Origin of the sequence: Micromonospora saelicesensis, assembly GCF_900091575.1 — a bacterium.
Lineage (GTDB): Bacteria > Actinomycetota > Actinomycetes > Mycobacteriales > Micromonosporaceae > Micromonospora > Micromonospora saelicesensis.
The window spans coordinates 550,500-565,518 of sequence record NZ_FMCR01000005.1 but is presented as its reverse complement, the minus strand read 5'-3'; the positions used below and the strand labels follow the sequence as shown (position 1 = coordinate 565,518).

General features: G+C 69.4%; 16 protein-coding genes. 10 read left to right on the top strand and 6 right to left on the bottom strand.

What is annotated here, in order from left to right; all coding sequences use genetic code 11:
- Positions 1–41 precede the first annotated feature (41 nt).
- Genes pdxR through GA0070561_RS23725 form a run of 4 tightly spaced genes read left to right on the top strand, consistent with a single transcriptional unit; the run spans position 42 to position 3,896 of the window.
- Entirely contained in the window at positions 42–1,493 is a 1,452-nt protein-coding gene (gene pdxR / locus GA0070561_RS23740; RefSeq protein WP_091405084.1) for a MocR-like pyridoxine biosynthesis transcription factor PdxR, read from the top strand.
- Positions 1,481–1,885, top strand: a complete 405-nt coding sequence (locus GA0070561_RS23735; RefSeq protein ID WP_091405080.1) for a cupin domain-containing protein — start codon at positions 1,481–1,483, stop codon at positions 1,883–1,885. Before pdxR ends, GA0070561_RS23735 begins: the two co-directional genes overlap by 13 nt.
- Positions 1,886–1,899: 14 nt before the next feature.
- On the top strand, positions 1,900–2,715 hold the full coding sequence (locus GA0070561_RS23730; protein ID WP_091405078.1) for an NAD-dependent epimerase/dehydratase family protein: 816 nt from the start codon (positions 1,900–1,902) through the stop codon (positions 2,713–2,715).
- 47 nt (positions 2,716–2,762) lie between these two features.
- Positions 2,763–3,896 carry a hydroxyneurosporene dehydrogenase gene (locus GA0070561_RS23725; protein ID WP_091405075.1) on the top strand — a complete coding sequence of 378 codons (1,134 nt, stop codon included), beginning with the start codon at positions 2,763–2,765 and terminating at the stop codon, positions 3,894–3,896.
- On the opposite strand, the gene GA0070561_RS23720 is transcribed toward GA0070561_RS23725, so the two are convergent.
- The gene (locus tag GA0070561_RS23720; protein ID WP_091405069.1) at positions 3,858–6,086 is read right to left on the bottom strand and encodes a hypothetical protein; all 2,229 of its coding nucleotides are present in this window, start codon (positions 6,084–6,086) and stop codon (positions 3,858–3,860) included. The genes GA0070561_RS23725 and GA0070561_RS23720 overlap by 39 nt on opposite strands.
- A 222-nt stretch (positions 6,087–6,308) precedes the next feature.
- Here GA0070561_RS23720 and GA0070561_RS23715 point away from each other — a divergent pair, with 222 nt between their 5' ends.
- Both GA0070561_RS23715 and GA0070561_RS23710 read left to right on the top strand, forming a co-directional pair.
- Complete coding sequence (locus tag GA0070561_RS23715) at positions 6,309–7,217, top strand: GNAT family N-acetyltransferase (protein WP_091405065.1); 909 nt, start codon at positions 6,309–6,311, stop codon at positions 7,215–7,217.
- A complete protein-coding gene (locus tag GA0070561_RS23710; RefSeq protein ID WP_091405060.1) occupies positions 7,217–7,696 on the top strand; it encodes a barstar family protein in 480 nt (159 codons plus the stop codon). Before GA0070561_RS23715 ends, GA0070561_RS23710 begins: the two co-directional genes overlap by 1 nt.
- Here GA0070561_RS23710 and GA0070561_RS23705 read toward each other — a convergent pair.
- Positions 7,676–8,080: a hypothetical protein gene (locus GA0070561_RS23705; protein WP_141710441.1), complete on the bottom strand. Its 405-nt coding sequence runs from the start codon at positions 8,078–8,080 to the stop codon at positions 7,676–7,678. The two genes, GA0070561_RS23710 and GA0070561_RS23705, sit on opposite strands and share 21 nt — an antisense overlap.
- Before the next feature lie 217 nt (positions 8,081–8,297).
- On the bottom strand, positions 8,298–8,792 hold the full coding sequence (locus GA0070561_RS23700; RefSeq protein ID WP_091405046.1) for a nuclear transport factor 2 family protein: 495 nt from the start codon (positions 8,790–8,792) through the stop codon (positions 8,298–8,300).
- A gap of 166 nt (positions 8,793–8,958) precedes the next feature.
- Here GA0070561_RS23700 and GA0070561_RS23695 point away from each other — a divergent pair, with 166 nt between their 5' ends.
- Positions 8,959–9,426 (top strand): hypothetical protein, encoded by a 468-nt coding sequence (locus GA0070561_RS23695; RefSeq protein ID WP_091405347.1) that lies wholly within the window; start codon positions 8,959–8,961, stop codon positions 9,424–9,426.
- Positions 9,427–9,450: 24 nt separating this feature from the next.
- On the opposite strand, the gene GA0070561_RS23690 is transcribed toward GA0070561_RS23695, so the two are convergent.
- Positions 9,451–10,053, bottom strand: coding sequence for a response regulator transcription factor (locus GA0070561_RS23690; protein ID WP_091405042.1), 603 nt, complete (start codon positions 10,051–10,053; stop codon positions 9,451–9,453).
- Entirely contained in the window at positions 10,050–11,204 is a 1,155-nt protein-coding gene (locus tag GA0070561_RS23685; protein ID WP_091405344.1) for a sensor histidine kinase, read from the bottom strand. The genes GA0070561_RS23690 and GA0070561_RS23685 overlap by 4 nt, the downstream gene beginning before the upstream one ends.
- Before the next feature lie 107 nt (positions 11,205–11,311).
- On the opposite strand from GA0070561_RS23685, the gene GA0070561_RS23680 reads away from it, so the two are divergent.
- The 3 genes from GA0070561_RS23680 to GA0070561_RS23670 are packed head-to-tail and all read left to right on the top strand — an operon-like array spanning position 11,312 to position 13,616.
- A complete protein-coding gene (locus GA0070561_RS23680; protein ID WP_091405037.1) occupies positions 11,312–12,193 on the top strand; it encodes an ABC transporter ATP-binding protein in 882 nt (293 codons plus the stop codon).
- A gap of 26 nt (positions 12,194–12,219) precedes the next feature.
- Entirely contained in the window at positions 12,220–12,939 is a 720-nt protein-coding gene (locus GA0070561_RS23675; RefSeq protein ID WP_091405033.1) for an ABC transporter permease, read from the top strand.
- The gene (locus GA0070561_RS23670) at positions 12,936–13,616 is read left to right on the top strand and encodes a GOLPH3/VPS74 family protein (protein ID WP_091405030.1); all 681 of its coding nucleotides are present in this window, start codon (positions 12,936–12,938) and stop codon (positions 13,614–13,616) included. Before GA0070561_RS23675 ends, GA0070561_RS23670 begins: the two co-directional genes overlap by 4 nt.
- 14 nt (positions 13,617–13,630) lie before the next feature.
- Here GA0070561_RS23670 and GA0070561_RS23665 read toward each other — a convergent pair whose 3' ends face one another.
- The gene (locus GA0070561_RS23665; protein ID WP_244166404.1) at positions 13,631–14,815 is read right to left on the bottom strand and encodes a low temperature requirement protein A; all 1,185 of its coding nucleotides are present in this window, start codon (positions 14,813–14,815) and stop codon (positions 13,631–13,633) included.
- Positions 14,816–15,019 lie beyond the last annotated feature (204 nt).

Genomic DNA, 15,019 nt, shown 5'->3' with positions numbered 1-15,019 from the left:
GAACCTGCCGGCGCTGCTCGAACGAATGGGATCGTTGCTGAGTGACGAAGTCGCTTGACCTGCATCTGGAGTTCGATCGGAGTGCGGGTTTCCCGGGTCGCTCGCTGGAGAGCGCGTTACGGGAGAGCATTCGGACAGGTCGGCTGCGGGCCGGGTCCCGCCTACCCGGGAGCCGGAGCCTGGCCGCCGACCTGGGCTTGGCCCGGGGCACTGTGGTGCAGGCGTACGCGCAGCTGGTGGCGGAAGGGTGGCTGCTGGCGGCACCCGGCTCGGGCACCCGGGTCGCGGACGTACTCCATGATCCGCCCGACTCGCGCAGGCAACCGCGGCCGTCGCCCCCGGCCGGGTCATTGATCGAGTTTCGGCCGGGGATTCCGGACCTCGCGTCCTTCCCCCGAACGGCCTGGGCGGACAGTGTCCGGCGGGCGCTCACGACGGCTTCACGCGGCACGCTGGACTACTCCGAACCGACGGGTCTACCCGCATTGCGGGCGGCGGTGGCCGGCTATCTCGCGCGTACTCGTGGGGTGCTCTGCGACCCGGATGCGGTGGTGATCACGGCGGGCTTCACCCAGGGCCTCTCCCTTCTGGCGCGGACGCTGCACCGGCGCGGCGTCCACGCCATCGCCACCGAGAACCCCGGCCTGGCCCATCACCGCATGGTGCTGCGTGCCGCGGGCCTGACAGTCACCCCGCTCACCGTCGGCCCCGGCGGGGCCGACCCGGATGACGCGGCGGGTCAGGCCGCGCTGCTCACTCCCGCGCACCAGCATCCGACCGGAGTGGTGCTCGCCCCAGGGCACCGCTACCGGCTCATCGCGTGGGCACGCAAGCACGACGCGTTTCTGATCGAGGACGACTACGACGGCGAGTTCCGCTACGACCAGCGGCCGGTGGGCGCCATGCAGGCGCTGGCACCAGAGCGGATCGTGTACGCCGGCAGCACGAGCAAGTCGCTGGCGCCGGGCGTCCGCCTGGGCTGGTTCGTCGTACCCGAGCCACTGCGTCGCGAACTGACGACGACGATCGTGGAGGCCGGGGCGGCAGTCTCCGCGATCGACCAGCTCACCATGGCCGACCTGCTCACGCACGGCGACTACGACCGGCACATCCGCCGCATGCGGCTGACCTACCGGCGTCGCCGGACCGAGCTGGCCGGCCGCCTGGCCGAGGTGACCACCACTGCACTGGAGGGCATCGCTGCCGGCGTACACGCGCTGCTACCGCTGGCTTGCGTGGCGGAGGAGCGCTGGCTGATCGAGGCCGGACGCCGCGAGGGACTGCACCTGATCGGCCTGCACAGCAACGGCTACTGGCACGACCCCGCGGATGAGCGGCAGGCGGCAGCCCTGGTCCTCGGATACGCGGCGCCGCCGGCTCATGCCTGGCAGGAGGCACTGTCCGGACTCTGCCAACTGGTCCATCAGACCGGTCACCAACTGGTCCATCCTGCTGGTCCGGTCGGGGATACGTTCGATTCATGCAGACCATGAAGATCGGAAACAACGAAATCGTGCTCCTGGGCACGGCCATGCCCCCGGAGTTGCCGGAGGGCTCCCATGTGATGACAGCGACGATCGAACTGCCACCGGGCGACCCGGGCACGCCGCCCCACCGGCACTCCGGCCCGGTCTTCGGCTACCTGCTCGAGGGCGAGATGATCTTCGAGCTGGAGGGCGAGCCCGAACGGGTGATCAGGGCCGGTGAGGCGTTCTGGGAGCCTGGCGGCGACGTCATCCACTACCGGTCCGCCAACAACCTGTCCGATCGGGTGACCAAGTTCCTGGTCGTGATGGTGTGCGCGCCCGGCCAGGAAATGCTGGTGCTGGTGAGCCCCGAGGAGCTCGAACAGCGTAAGGACCGCCGCTCAACCCGGCCGAACTGACGGAGAGGCACGTCATGCGTATCGTTCTCGCCGGTTCGACCGGCGTCATCGGCCGCCGTCTTGAGCCGATTCTGACCGCCCAGGGGCATGAGGTCATCGGGTTGGCCCGCAACGGCCCGGTCGCCGTCGACGTGCTCGACCGGGACGCGGTGGCGGCCGCCGTCCGCGACGCCCGGCCTGACGTGGTGATGCACCAGCTGACCAGCCTGAGCACGGGCGACTTCGCCGCCAACTCGCGGCTGCGTCGGACCGGAACCCGCAACCTGGTCGACGCGGCGCTCGCCGCTGGGGTACGCTGGATCGTGGCACAGAGCATCGCCTGGGCGTACGAGCCGGGCGCCGAGCCCGCGACCGAGGAGACCCCGCTCGACCTCGGCGCCCCGGAGCCACGCCAGACCAGTGTGGGTGGTGCCGCCGCGCTCGAATCCGCCGTCCAGGAGGCGCCCGAGTGGGTCGTGCTGAGGTACGGCACCCTCTACGGCCCGGGCACCTGGTACGCCCGCGACGGTCTGATGGCCCAGTTCGCCGCCGCCGGCAAGGTCCCCGCCGACGCGGACGTGAGCAGCCTGCTGCACATCGACGACGCCGTCGCCGCCGCGGTTGCGGCTCTGGAGTGGCCCGTCGGCGTCGTCAACGTCTGCGACGACGAGCCAGCCGCCGCCTCGCAGTGGGTGCCCGCGTTCTGCGCGGCGGCCAACGTGCCAGCGCCAGCGGTGACCGAGGGCGAGCGGCATGGCTGGGCGCGGGGAGCGAGCAACCGCCACGCCCGCACGCACCTTGGCTGGAGCCCGGCCCATCCGTCCTGGCGTCAGGGATTCGCCACCCTGTGAGGCGTCCGCAAATCTTGATCTTGCAGTAGCAACGGAGACGAAGAGTCATGTCCGATCACCCCGAACTCGCCGCGCTCAGCGACGACTATGCCCGCTTCGGGCTCGAACGCGATGCCGTACGCGAATGGGAGGACGGCGCCCGCACCGACAATCGCGCCGGGTCGTACGAGTGGTGGTACTTCGACGCCCACCTCGACGACGGCGCGAAGGTTGTCGTGGTGTTCATGAACAAGGACCTCGGCGCGGCGGGTAGCCCGCTGTCACCGCAGCTCCGGGTCAACCTGGAACTGCCTGACGGGACGATGTCCAACAACACGATCGCGATCCCCGCAGCGGAGTGGTCGGCGGCGAGCGGGCGTACTGACGTCCGGATGGGGCCGGGCAACCGCTTCCGGGGCGAGAGCCTGCGCGAGTACCGGATCCAGGCGACCGCCGGGGGTCTAGGGGTCGACTTCACACTGACGTCCGAGGTCCCGGCCTGGCGTCCGGCCACCGGGCACATGCTGTTCGGCCCGGAGCGCGACCTCGAGTTCAATTGGCTGCCCTCGGTGCCCCAAGGAGCCGTGCGGGGCTCGTACACGATCGACGGGGTGCGGCATGAGACGACCGGCGTCGGCTACCACGACCACAACTGGGGCAACGTCGGGCTGCCGAAAATCATCAATGACTGGTACTGGGGACGGGGGCAGGCCGGGCCGTACACGGTCATCGCCTCGTTCATCACTGGCGCCGAAAAGTACGGCTTCGCCGAGATCCCCATCTTCATGCTGGCCCGCGACGGCCGGATCATCGGCGACGATCCAGCGAAGATGACGTTCGAGCGGGACGGGGCCTACACCGACGCGAAGACCGGCAAGCCGGTGGCCGGCATCGTCCGCTACACGTACGTGGACGACGACGACACGTACGTGGTGACCTTCGACCGCGAGCGCGACCTGGTCCGCAATCCCCTCACCAAGGACCTGCCCTGGCTGAAGCGGGCAGCGGCCCGGTTGATCCGGTTCGACGGCGCCTACCTCCGCTTCGCCGGCCTGCTCACGATCGAGCACCACAAGGGCGGACAGGTGGTCGAGACGTTCGCCGAGGACGCGATCTGGGAGCTCATGTACTTCGGGCGTGCCCGCGTCACTGCCGCGGATCCGTCACTGCCCGGTCGGCGGGTCGCCCGGAAGCGGCACTGAGTCCACCGGCTGGCGAAGGCGCTCGATCAACTCGCGGGCCGCCTCGGCGTACCGCTGCTCCGATCCGCGGGGTCGGTGTCCCTGGATCGGCGGCGGGACGCTGTCGCCAGGTAGCGGCACCACGTCGGCGGGATCCCGTAGCCGGCGGTCCACCGTTGCCGCCGTCCCGCCGACGGTTACCGACGCGGTTGTCCGGTGGGCGCTGAATATCCAGCCGCCAACCGAGTCGGTGTCGCGCCACAGGTTCACCCACCGCCAGCCGACGCGAGCGCCGATCTCGTGCAGCACCTCGTCGTCGACGAAGGCGGGGAACAGTCGTGCGTAGAGTCGCCTCAGTGGTGACCCATGGGTGAGCAGAGCGACTCGACTGCTGACCTGCGGCGATAACTGGAGCACTGTCGCGGCGGCCAGGACCGAACCGTGGCTGTGTGCGGTGACCAGCACGAGGTTGCCGCGTCCGACCAGGTACGTGATTCGTCGGGTCAACTCCGGCACGGCTCGCTCGGCGTAGCAGGGTGGCGCGAACGGGTGGGCGGCCCGGGGCCAGAACGTGCCCAGGTCCCACAGGACACCAACGTGGCGCCTGAATTCGACTGTCCGGTAGGCGAAGATTCCGCCGAGGGTCAGGCCGAGGATGATCGCGGCGATCCCCCAGCTCCCGAACGCGATGGAGAAGGTGATCAGGTCGCCGGGCACCCGTGCGTACCGCTGCACAGATTCGCTCGGCAGCAACTCCAGCAGACCGAGGGTGGTGGTGGCCGTGCCGATCCCGGCCAGGCAGGCGTAGACCACCGCCAACGGAATCAGTCTTTCCGTGAAGCGGGCCCTGGCTATCGCCTTCTGCACCTGCCGCAGTCGGGTCGCGGCTGCGGGCGGGCGGTCCGGGTAGTCGCAGGCGACGATTGCCGCAGCGGCACGCAGTCGACGGCGTCGAGAGATGAGGATGACCGGAACCGCTACTACCAGCGTGAACAGCACTGTCCGGAGGAAGCCGAAGATCGCCCAGGTGAACGCCGGCGGCAGACCTGAGGCCAGGCCCGCTCCGGTCGGCGCGTCGCGATCAAGGAAATCCGCCACCCGGTAGACCAGCTCGGCGGACACTGCCACCGCGAGACTGACAGCGCTGGCCGCCATCACCAGTGCGCCCAGCCCGAGCAGCGGGATGGCGTCCCGCCACCGAACCCGGCGCCAGAGCAGCACAGCGCCGAGGGCGGCCAGCAGGGTCGTCTGGGCAACGAACAGCGAGGTGAGAATTGCGCCGTAGCCGGGTAGCCCGCCCCCCTCGTGCCACGGCGCTGAGCTGGCGAGGACGTGGACCGTCACCACGATGGTCAGGGCCACGGCTACCGTCCGCACCGTGCGGGTGATCCGGTCCCGTCGCTGATCCGAGGCGGCCCGGTCGAGCAGCGGGGGCATGCAGAGCAGGACCACGCAGCTGGCCAGCACCGTCCCGGTGGCCACGGCCAACGCGATCGTGCTCGCCGAGGCGCCGTTCGCGGCTCGGGCGGCGAGCAGAGCGACGTCCAGTGTCGCGAACGCCGCCGCGACGTGGATCGAGCGCAGCCGACCCACCAGCGGCCCTGCGTCCCACTGACCGATCCCGCTGAGTCGATGCTCGGAGACCTCGTCAGCGGGAGCGCGGAACGCGTCGAACATCTTTCGCGGGCGGGTGCTGGCCCGCCAGAGCAGGCCGATGGCGGCGGCCGGAACCACAGCGAGCACCGCGAGGCGCAGGCCCACGGGCTGCCCACCCAACCAGGACAACCAGGTGCGCCCGGCCAGGCAACGTGGCGAGCCCATGCACTTCCACGCGATCAGGTCCAGCGTGACCCCGGCGAAGGCAAGCACATACAGCACGGTGAGAGTGAGTGCCAGCAACCGGCACAGGGATCTGACCATCGCATCGGAGCCAGGGCTCGCCGGTCGCATCCAGATCGCAAGGTTGGCCAGCATGAACGGCAGGAGGAACACCAGCGTCAGTGTTCGGACCACGCTTCCGGCGGGCAGATCACCCCAGCGGTACGCCTCCGTCACCCGTTCGCCGCTGCCGCACGAACATGGGCGGTGGGGTCGGTAGAAGCCCCCACTGCGGTCGCCTGCGACCTGCTCGACCTGCGCCACGTTCAACACCTGGGCGGCGCTCGCGCTGGCGGCCCCGTGTACCCGCAGCTCCACCACGTCATCGGACATCCCGGGCCCGCTTGACCGCGCTGACGCACCCGACATCGGCCCCTCCGAAGCACCTTCGGTGGCCAAGCCGGGTGAACCCAGCCCCCCGCGCCACTCGCGGCGGTGTACCCCGCCCGACCGGGACCAACCGTGGGCCCGCCTCACGGTTGTTTCGCCGCTTACAGGTCCTCCGCAGCACAAAATTACTGCGTCGATCCGGCAGGAGGTGGCTAGCGTACGCGGATGAGCATTGTCCCGAGGACCGGACTGCGGCTGCGGTTCCTCAGCGATCCGGGCGAGTTCCTGGCCGCTGCGGGCGACCACCTGGGCACCGATCCGGTCGTCAGCACTGTCGTGACCACCATCGCGCACCGGCTGTTGTCGCAGCGGGCCGAGGGGATCCCGCAGTCCGACCGCAACTGGTGGCTGGTGGTCAGCGACGACTCCGGCACCGTGGTCGGTGCCGGGATGCGCTCGGCGCCGTACGCACCCTATCCGCCATTCCTGCTGCCCATGCCCGACGAGGCGGCCGTTGCGCTGGCCCACGCGTTGCACGATCGCGGGGAGGAGATCCTCGCGGTCAACGGGGCCCTGCCCGCGGTCGACCTGTGCGCCACCGCGCTGGCCCGGCTCGGTGGGGGCGAAGTCCAGGTCTCCCAGCACACACGGCTGCACGAGCTCGGCGAGCTGACGTGGCCACCACCAGTGCCTGGCGGCTTGGTGGCCGCGACCGAGGACGACGCGGGACTGGTCACGGAGTGGCTCGCCGCGTTCATGGGCGACGCCGACGAACAGGCGGGCCGCCCGCGCGGTACGAGTGCGCACGAAGCGCCCGACCACGCGGAGGTGCTGCGTCGGATCCACGCCGGACGGCTGTGGTTCTGGGTCGACGAGACCGGGGAGCCGGTGCACCTCACCGGTGCCAACCCACCGTCGTTCGGAGTGGCCCGCTTGGGCCCGGTGTACACACCGCCGGCCCAGCGGGGGCGTGGTTGGGCCGGCAACGCGGTCGCGGAGGTTTCCCGCCGTATCCAGGCCGAGGGCGCGCGGGTCTGCCTGTTCACCGACCAGGCCAACCCGACGTCGAACAAGCTCTACGCCGCCCTCGGCTACCGGCCGGTCGTCGACATGGCCAACCTGGTCATCGTGTGATGAGCAGCCGATGGAACGGCTCCACCGATCAGGTCGTGGTCTGCTCGCGCAGTGCCCTGGTCGAGCTGTCGGCGGTGTTACCGGCAGCGGGCAGGTTCGTCGTGGCCCGGCTCGACGGAGCGAGGATGACGGATGCGGACCACGCCTTCTACGAGTTCTCCGACGCGCTGTTCTTTCCGGGCTACTTCGGCTGGAACTGGGACGCGTTGTCCGACTGTCTCCGCGATCTGAACTGGTTGCCCGCGGACGGGTATCTCATCGTTGTCGAGAACGCGCCCCGGGTGCTGTCGAGCAGTGCCGAGGACCGGCACACGCTGTTCCAGATCCTGTCGCAGGCCGTACATCACTGGGCCAGCCCGTTCGGCCAGCCAGAGTTCACGGTGCTGTTGCTCTGTGACCGCGACGACGAGGCGGCGCTGTTGCGGCAGGAGATCGCCCGCGCGGACGACGGGTACGCCTCACCGAAACGGGCTCGCTGATCGTCGGCCGTACGAAACGGTTGTCCCAACCAACAGCACTGCTCCTGCGAAGAAGTAGGTGTTGATTCCGATGCCGGTCCAGAACTCGCCAGTGGAGATGTCCGCCACCCCCACGAAACCACCGCGACGGATACCGGTGACCATCAGCAAATTCTCGACCATTCCTGGAACACCCCGGAAGACGAGCAGGATGCTGCCGAACAACAGTGGCGTCAGAAGCAGCCACCGGGGAAGACGTCGAGCCGGCGGACGGACCGTGGCCAGAACGACGGCCGCTCCGATGGCCGACATCGAGATGAGCACCACGTTGAAGATCACGTAGGCCCTCATGCCCCACGGTCCGTCACCGGTTGGATCGGGCCCAGGAAAGAACACCAGGATCACGTGGGACACCACAAAGAAGATCAACCAGGCCAAGGCACCGTACGCCCAGGGACGGCCTCTGAGAGCTTGCATACCAGCACTCTCGCCAACGCAGCACCGTGACGCCTCCCGCCCTGGGTGGGTTCCACTCCCCCACGAGAGCGAGGTGCGGGAGCACCAAACCCGGCTGGACGAGGGCGCCTCCGATCGGCAGCGGGGGTTCTGGCGGCGATTGCTGCTACCGGGGTGCCACTCTCGGCATGATTCTCCGTTCGCCGGTGGCGGCCATCGAGTGCATCGCGCCGCTGGCGAGCGGGATCAGCCGGGCCAGGCCCGGCTGTCCGTTGCGTCGGGCCAGGTCGGGCCCGAGGCGAGCCATCAGCAGGGTGAGCGCCGGCAAGGGTCGGACGTAGAGGGTGATGTCAGTGATCAGGCCGTCGGCGCCCAGGCGCAGTCGCTGGGCCTCGTAGAGGCGCACGGCGCCGACCTGCGCCTCATAGAAGAGCGCCACCGTACGGCCCTCGGCGACCTGGTCGGTGTAGGTGATGTCATCGATCGCGGCCAGGGCCACTTCGAGCAAGGTGCGTACCTGCTGGCGGCCCTGGAAGGTGAACTGCTCGGTGATCGGCGAGACCACTGTGACATCGGGGCTGAGGGCGGCGACCGCGCCGGCGGCGTCACCGGCCTCGCCGGCGGTCCGCCAGGCGGCGACGGAGTCATACGACTGATCCATGGATACTCCCCCGTGTGTGCTGTGGACATCAGCGGCGCTGGTGCTGCATGCCGCTGCCACGTCAGCACCGTAGACCGTCGATGGCGTACACGATGTCCCCCGGTTGGCAGGCGAAATCGCCGCCACCCTGCTGGATGTCCTGCCCGCCTTGGCGGACACTCGGCGGGTGATCTATGCGGCCGCGGGCGACAGTGCCCCGGAGGGCGACGACGCCGAGCCCGTCGACCTTGACTGGGAGCGGGCCAGCAACCTCAACCGCTGCCAGGAGCCCGCGGACATCGACGCGGCCTTCGACCGCGGGGAAGAGCACGTCGGGGCCGCACTGATCGCTCTGGTCTACAACAACCCCGACACCGACGCGGTCCTGCCCAGGGTCGCCCGCGGGTTACGCTCGCCGAATCCGGAGACCCGCCGGCAGAGCCTGCTCGCGTTGATGCACACCGCCCGGCTCCACGGCCGGGTGGATGCCATCACCCTGGAGCTGCTCCACGGACTGCTGCACGACCGCACCCCGATCAGCGCCGGGAGCCCGTACGAGGTGTGGGGCACGGCGACACAGACAGTCGGAGACCTCCAGGCTTTCCTCCCGTCCGAACAGCTGCCCGCCTGGGTCAATGCCTTCACCGACTACTGACGGTTTGAGCGACGGTGGACGCTTCTACAGCCAGTCGTGTTCGCGGGCGTAGCGGGCCGCTTCGTGGCGGGTCCGGGTCTGAGTCTTGCGCATCGCATTGGAGAGGTAGTTGCGGACGGTACCCGGAGCGAGGTGGAGCCGAGCGGCGATGTCGGCGACCGAGTAGCCCTCGCCGGTGACCCGCAGGACGTCGGCTTCACGGTCGGTGAGGGGGCAGTCCTCGGTGACGGCGAGCACGGACACGTCCGGGTCGATCCAGCGCTTTCCCGAATGCAGGGTGGCGATGACCGAGGCGATGTGGGCTGGCTCGGCGGACTTGCTGACGAAGCCCTGGACGCCGAGCTTCAGCGCCTTGCGCAGCACGCCGGGGCGGGCATGTCGGGTCAGCATGAGGATCACCTGCTCCGGTCGCTCGCGGCGGATCTCGGCGACCGCGCCCAGGCCGTCCACGCCCGGCATCTCCAGGTCGATGACCAGCACGTCGGGCCGGTGCCGCAGGGTGGCGGCGATCGCCGTCCGGCCGTCCTGCGCCTCGGCGAGAACGCTGATGTCGCCCTCCATCGGCAGCAGCGCGGCCAGGGCCGTGCGCAGCAGCGCCTCGTCGTCGGCGAGCACGATGCTGGTCATCGGCCGTCCTTCCCGCCGACCCTCGGGGCCGCGTCGGCCCGAGCGGGTGGGAGGACCGCGGCGGTCAGGAACCGCCCGTCCTCCTGTTCCACGGTCAGCTCACCCCCGTCGCCCGCCACCCGTTGCCTCAGTGCCGCCAGTCCCCTGAGCTCCGGGGGCGTGGTGGCGGTCACGCCGTCGTTGACGATGGTGATGCCCGACGCGGCGAGCGTGATCTGCACCTGGGTGGCCTGCGCGTGCCGCAGGATGTTCGTGGTCGTCTCGCGCAGCACCTGCCCGAGCAGTTCGCTGGCGCGGGCATCGACCTCGGCCTCCCGGGTCACCCGGACCCGGATGCCGGCGGCCTCGAACAGGTTCTTCGCGTTCTCCATCTCGGCGGTGAGGTTGAGCCGCCGTTGCGCGTAGGCGAGTTCCTTGGTCTGCGCGATGGTGTCGCTGACCAGCGTGTACGTCTCCCGCAGCTCCTTCTCCGCCCGAGCGGTGTCGCGGAGCAGCAGTCGCTGGGCCAGGGCGATCTTCAGCTTGACCACGTGCAGGGTGTGGCCCTGAATGTCGTGCAGGTCGCTGGCGAACCGCACGCGCTCCCGGACCACGGCCAGCTCCGCCTCGCGTTCCCGAGTCTGTTCGAGTTCCCGGATGAGGTCGTAGAACCGCTCGCCCACCACGGTGAAGACCGTCACGACGACGGTGAGGACGGTCGGGATGAGAACGTAGGTGACCAGGACGTGACCGATGTCGTCCCGCTGCACCAGCAGCCGTGCCGCGCCGACGGCGGCGACGTAGCCGAACAGCCCGGCCATCACCAGCTTCCGGCGTCGTCGCACCTCGCGCAGGGCAAGCGAACCTACGGCGCAGACACCCCAGTAGGCGTTGGGGCTGCCGGTCACCAGGACCCCGAGCGGCCAGACCGCTGCCGCAACGACCAGACAGGGCAGCGCGACCCGGGCGAGGTCGTTGGCCGTCCACCGTTCGAAGGCCACCACGGCCGCCACGGCCCCCGGCGCCAGGACGACGACGTGCCACCAGGTACGCGCGTCGGTGTAGAGCAGGACCACCGCGGCGAACACCACCGGCGGCAGTGACGTGGCCAGGTTGAGCCGGCGCAGCCTTCCCTGCGTCGACTCGGTGAAGCGTGGCGATCTCCCGGTCACCACCTCAGTATCCGGCAGCCCGGGGCCACGACCAGTGACACCACGTCACATGTGGTGATGACGTGGTGCCACTGACGGGTCGGCCGCGCCCGCGCTGTCATTGGTGCATGTCCACCACACCCGTCATCGAAGTCGAACGGCTGAACCTCACCTACGGCGACTTCCACGCCGTCAAGGACCTCTCCTTCGAGGTACGACCCGGCGAGCTCTACGCACTGCTGGGCACCAACGGAGCCGGAAAAACCTCGACCCTGGAGGTTGTCGAGGGACACCGGAGGCCAACCTCGGGCACCGTGCGCGTCTTCGGGCACAGCCCCGACGACCGGCGAGCGGTACGTCCCCGAATGGGGGTCATGCTCCAGGAGAGCGGATTCTCCCCGGACCTCACCGTCCGTGAGTCCGTCGGTCTGGTCGGTCGGCTCACCCGACGCACCGACGACGTCGACCGGGTGCTCGACCTTGTCGACCTCACCGGCCGAGCCGGCCGCAAGGTGTCGCAGCTGTCCGGCGGGGAGAAGCGGCGGCTCGACTTCGCCACCGCGGTCTACGGCACCCCGGAGCTGATCTTCCTGGACGAGCCGACCACCGGCCTCGACATTCAGTCCCGCGACGCCGTCTGGACGACGGTGGACCGGCTCCGGGAGAACGGCGCGACCATCGTGCTCACCACGCACTACCTGGAGGAGGCACAACAACGCGCGGACCGGATCGGGCTGATGCACGAGGGTGCCTTCCACCGGGAAGGCACCGTCTCCGAGCTGACCCGCACCCTGCCCGCGGTCATCCGCTTCTCCCTCCCGACACCGGCGCCGACGCTGCCGGTGCGGGCCGCCGTCGACGCGGACGGAAAGGTCACGGTCGAGACCTTCGAGCTGCAGAAGGACCTGCACCTCCTGCTCGGCTGGGCGCACGACCACGCCGTGGAACTGCGGGACCTGGCGGCAGGGCCGACCCGGCTCGACGACGTCTTCCGCGCCATCAACAGTTGATTCGATCTTCCGCGAGGAGCCTCACCGTGTTGTCCATCGCGTCCAGCGAACTGATCCAGATCTTCCGCAACCGGCTGGTGCTGATCACCAGCCTCATCATCCCGGTCGCGGTCTGTGCGTTCTTCGTCCGTCAGCACGAGACCTACGCCGCCATCGGGAGCCTCGGCTACATCGCCGCGATCGTCGTGTTCACGGTCGCCGCGTTCGGGCTCTACGCCACCGCCGTCACCACCCTGGCCTCCCGGCGACAGAATCTCTTCCTCAAGCGTCTGCGCTCCACCGCCGAAGGCGACGCCGGTATTCTCGCCGGCCTGCTGCTGCCCGTACTCCTTCTCGCCGTGGTGCAGGTGACCGCGATCCTGACCGCCCTGGCCGTGGTCGCCGGCGGACCGGCGAACGTCGCCCTGCTGGTGGTGGCGGTCCTCGCGACCGTGGCCATGATGATCGGCCTGGCGCTGGCCACGGCCGGGCTGACCAACTCTCCCGAACACGCCCAGGTCACCACCCTGCCCGTTACCCTCGGCGTGATCGCCATGGCCAGCTGGGTGGGAATCTCCGGCACCGAGAACCTCGCCTGGCTCAAGCGGCTGCTGCCCGGTGGCGCGGCCACCGAACTGACCATGAACGCCTGGAACGGCGGCGTCGCCGTGACCGACTCCCTGCTCCTGCTCGCGCCCACGCTCGGCTGGGTCGTCGTCGCCGTCGCCCTGGCCACCCGACTCTTCCGCTGGGAGCCCCGCCGATGACCACCGAAGCCCTGTCGGACGCGCCGACCCTGGTGGAAGATCTCCTGCTGCTCCTGTTCCAACCCAGGTCCGGGACCATCGCGGGAGAGAACACCCTCTTCTACGTCCTCGGCGGCGCCGTCCTCGCGGACCTCGCCCTCGGCGACCACCTGACAACGACGGACCGGGAGCGGCTCCGGAGCGTGTCGGGCCACCCACCATCGGATGGTCTCCTGCGTCCGGCGTGGGACTACCTCGCCGAGAAACCAAGGGGGGTGCAGACGGCCCTGGCCGCGATCGGTCCAGCCCTGCGCAAGCCGGTGTTGGAGCGGCTCATTGCGCGAGGCGACATCGACCAGGAGCCCCGTAAGGTGCTCGGCCTGTTCCGGACGACAGCCCTGCGGGAGGGCAGGACCGAACGACGGGCCCGCCTGCTCGCCGACGTGCGTCGGGTCCTCGTGGACGGTGCGGAGCCGCAGGCCCGTGTCGCCGCGCTCGCGGCGCTGCTCTCGGCGAGCGGAACGCTCCCGCAGTTCCACCGCGAGATCCCGTGGACGTCATCGGTGATCAGCCGAGCCAAGGAACTCGAGCGGGGCAACTGGGGTGCCGACGCCGCGGCGGCGGCCGTCACCCGCACCGTGACGGCCACCGTCGTCAACAGTGCCGTCGTGGCCATCACCGTGCTTCCTCGAAGCTAGGGCGCGTCCGCCGCTCACTGCCTGGAGTTGGCCGGGTGCGGCCGTTCGGGCGGTTTTCCCCGGGCGTGGGCGGCGTCGGAAGCGGCGATGCCGGCGAGGACGATGACGGCGGTGACGGCCACCGCCAGCGGCGGCAGAAGGATCATGAACGGCGAGGCGCCGGCAAGCGCCAGAGCGCCGATGATCCGGGAGCGGGACACCCGGGCGAATACGGCATGTTCCACCAGGGCCCGCCCGATCAGGAAGAGCATCGGTCCGCCGAGGACAACGAGGATCCACGCCGCGTTGGTGTGCCCGAACGGATGTTCGATCACGATTTCGTATCCGACGGCGACGGCGACGATCCCGGCCACCATGAGTACGTGCGCGAGGAAAGCCTCCCGGATGAGGTGCGCTGGCTCAGCGGCGGCTCTGATGGCTTCGGGCAACAGCTGACCCGCCCTGAAGACGTAGACGCGAAACAGCAGCACAGTGGTGATGAATGAAACCGCGAAGGCTGCCGCGGCCCCGCCCTGCCGGAACGATGTGTCGCTGTAGGCCGAGCCGGTCGTCAAAATCAGTTCGCCCAGCGCAATGATGAAGAATTGTCGGTAGCGCTCAGACAGGTATTCGGCCAGAACGGGCCACTGCCGTTGGGTGGGGCGGGACCACGGCGCGGGGTAGAACAGCAGCAGTGCCGCGCCGTCGATGGCGATCGCGAGCGTCCACAACAGGCTGCGGGCCAGATCCGTCACGATCGCGCCGGCGATCCACGGCACGGCCGACAACGCGAACCAGAAGAACACCCCGGCCGCTCGGCGCTGAGCTTCGTGGCCACGCAGTAGCGGCACGATGATCAGCCCACGAACGATGTGGACGGCGACGTACGCGCCAGCGAAGGCCAGACTTCTGTCCCCGAACGCCTGCGGCACCGCGACTGCCATCACCAGCGCCCCGAGCATGGCCGTGTAGACCAGCACCTGAAGCTGCGGCCGCTGCGGATCATAGAGGTCGGTGACCCATGCCGTGACGAACCACAGCACCATGAAGGCCAGCAGCAACAACAGCGTCTCGCCAGCCTCCATGAGGACGACTCGCTGCTCGGTGAGCTCCTCGACCAACCGCTGCGAAACCCGGTTGAGGGCAAAGATGAAGACCAGGTCGAAGAAGAGTTCCAGCAGGCTCGGTCGTTGCGGTTGCCCAGGCTTTCGAAGCAGCACTGCTGCCCTTGTCGACATGGGCCGCCCATTCCTGCCGGCTTCGCCTGTCTGGGTATTGGTACCACGCCGGGCAGGTCGTCGAGTCGATAAGCCAAGAATGCCGGCGGGCCACACACCAGGGCGCCTGGGGTCTCGGCTGATGCGGTCAGCGGCAGCAGCCCTCATCTGTCTTCAGCTGGATCCAAGCCCACACCGATCGCCCGT

Coding starts and splice junctions, on each gene's coding strand:
- GA0070561_RS23725 (WP_091405075.1), top strand. CDS start 2,763: ATGTCCGATCACCCCGAACTCGCCGCGCTCAGCGACGACTATGCCCGC.
- GA0070561_RS23670 (WP_091405030.1), top strand. CDS start 12,936: ATGACCACCGAAGCCCTGTCGGACGCGCCGACCCTGGTGGAAGATCTC.
- GA0070561_RS23690 (WP_091405042.1), bottom strand. CDS start 10,053: ATGACCAGCATCGTGCTCGCCGACGACGAGGCGCTGCTGCGCACGGCC.
- GA0070561_RS23730 (WP_091405078.1), top strand. CDS start 1,900: ATGCGTATCGTTCTCGCCGGTTCGACCGGCGTCATCGGCCGCCGTCTT.
- GA0070561_RS23680 (WP_091405037.1), top strand. CDS start 11,312: ATGTCCACCACACCCGTCATCGAAGTCGAACGGCTGAACCTCACCTAC.
- GA0070561_RS23710 (WP_091405060.1), top strand. CDS start 7,217: ATGAGCAGCCGATGGAACGGCTCCACCGATCAGGTCGTGGTCTGCTCG.
- GA0070561_RS23700 (WP_091405046.1), bottom strand. CDS start 8,792: ATGGATCAGTCGTATGACTCCGTCGCCGCCTGGCGGACCGCCGGCGAG.
- GA0070561_RS23715 (WP_091405065.1), top strand. CDS start 6,309: ATGAGCATTGTCCCGAGGACCGGACTGCGGCTGCGGTTCCTCAGCGAT.
- GA0070561_RS23720 (WP_091405069.1), bottom strand. CDS start 6,086: ATGTCCGATGACGTGGTGGAGCTGCGGGTACACGGGGCCGCCAGCGCG.
- GA0070561_RS23735 (WP_091405080.1), top strand. CDS start 1,481: ATGCAGACCATGAAGATCGGAAACAACGAAATCGTGCTCCTGGGCACG.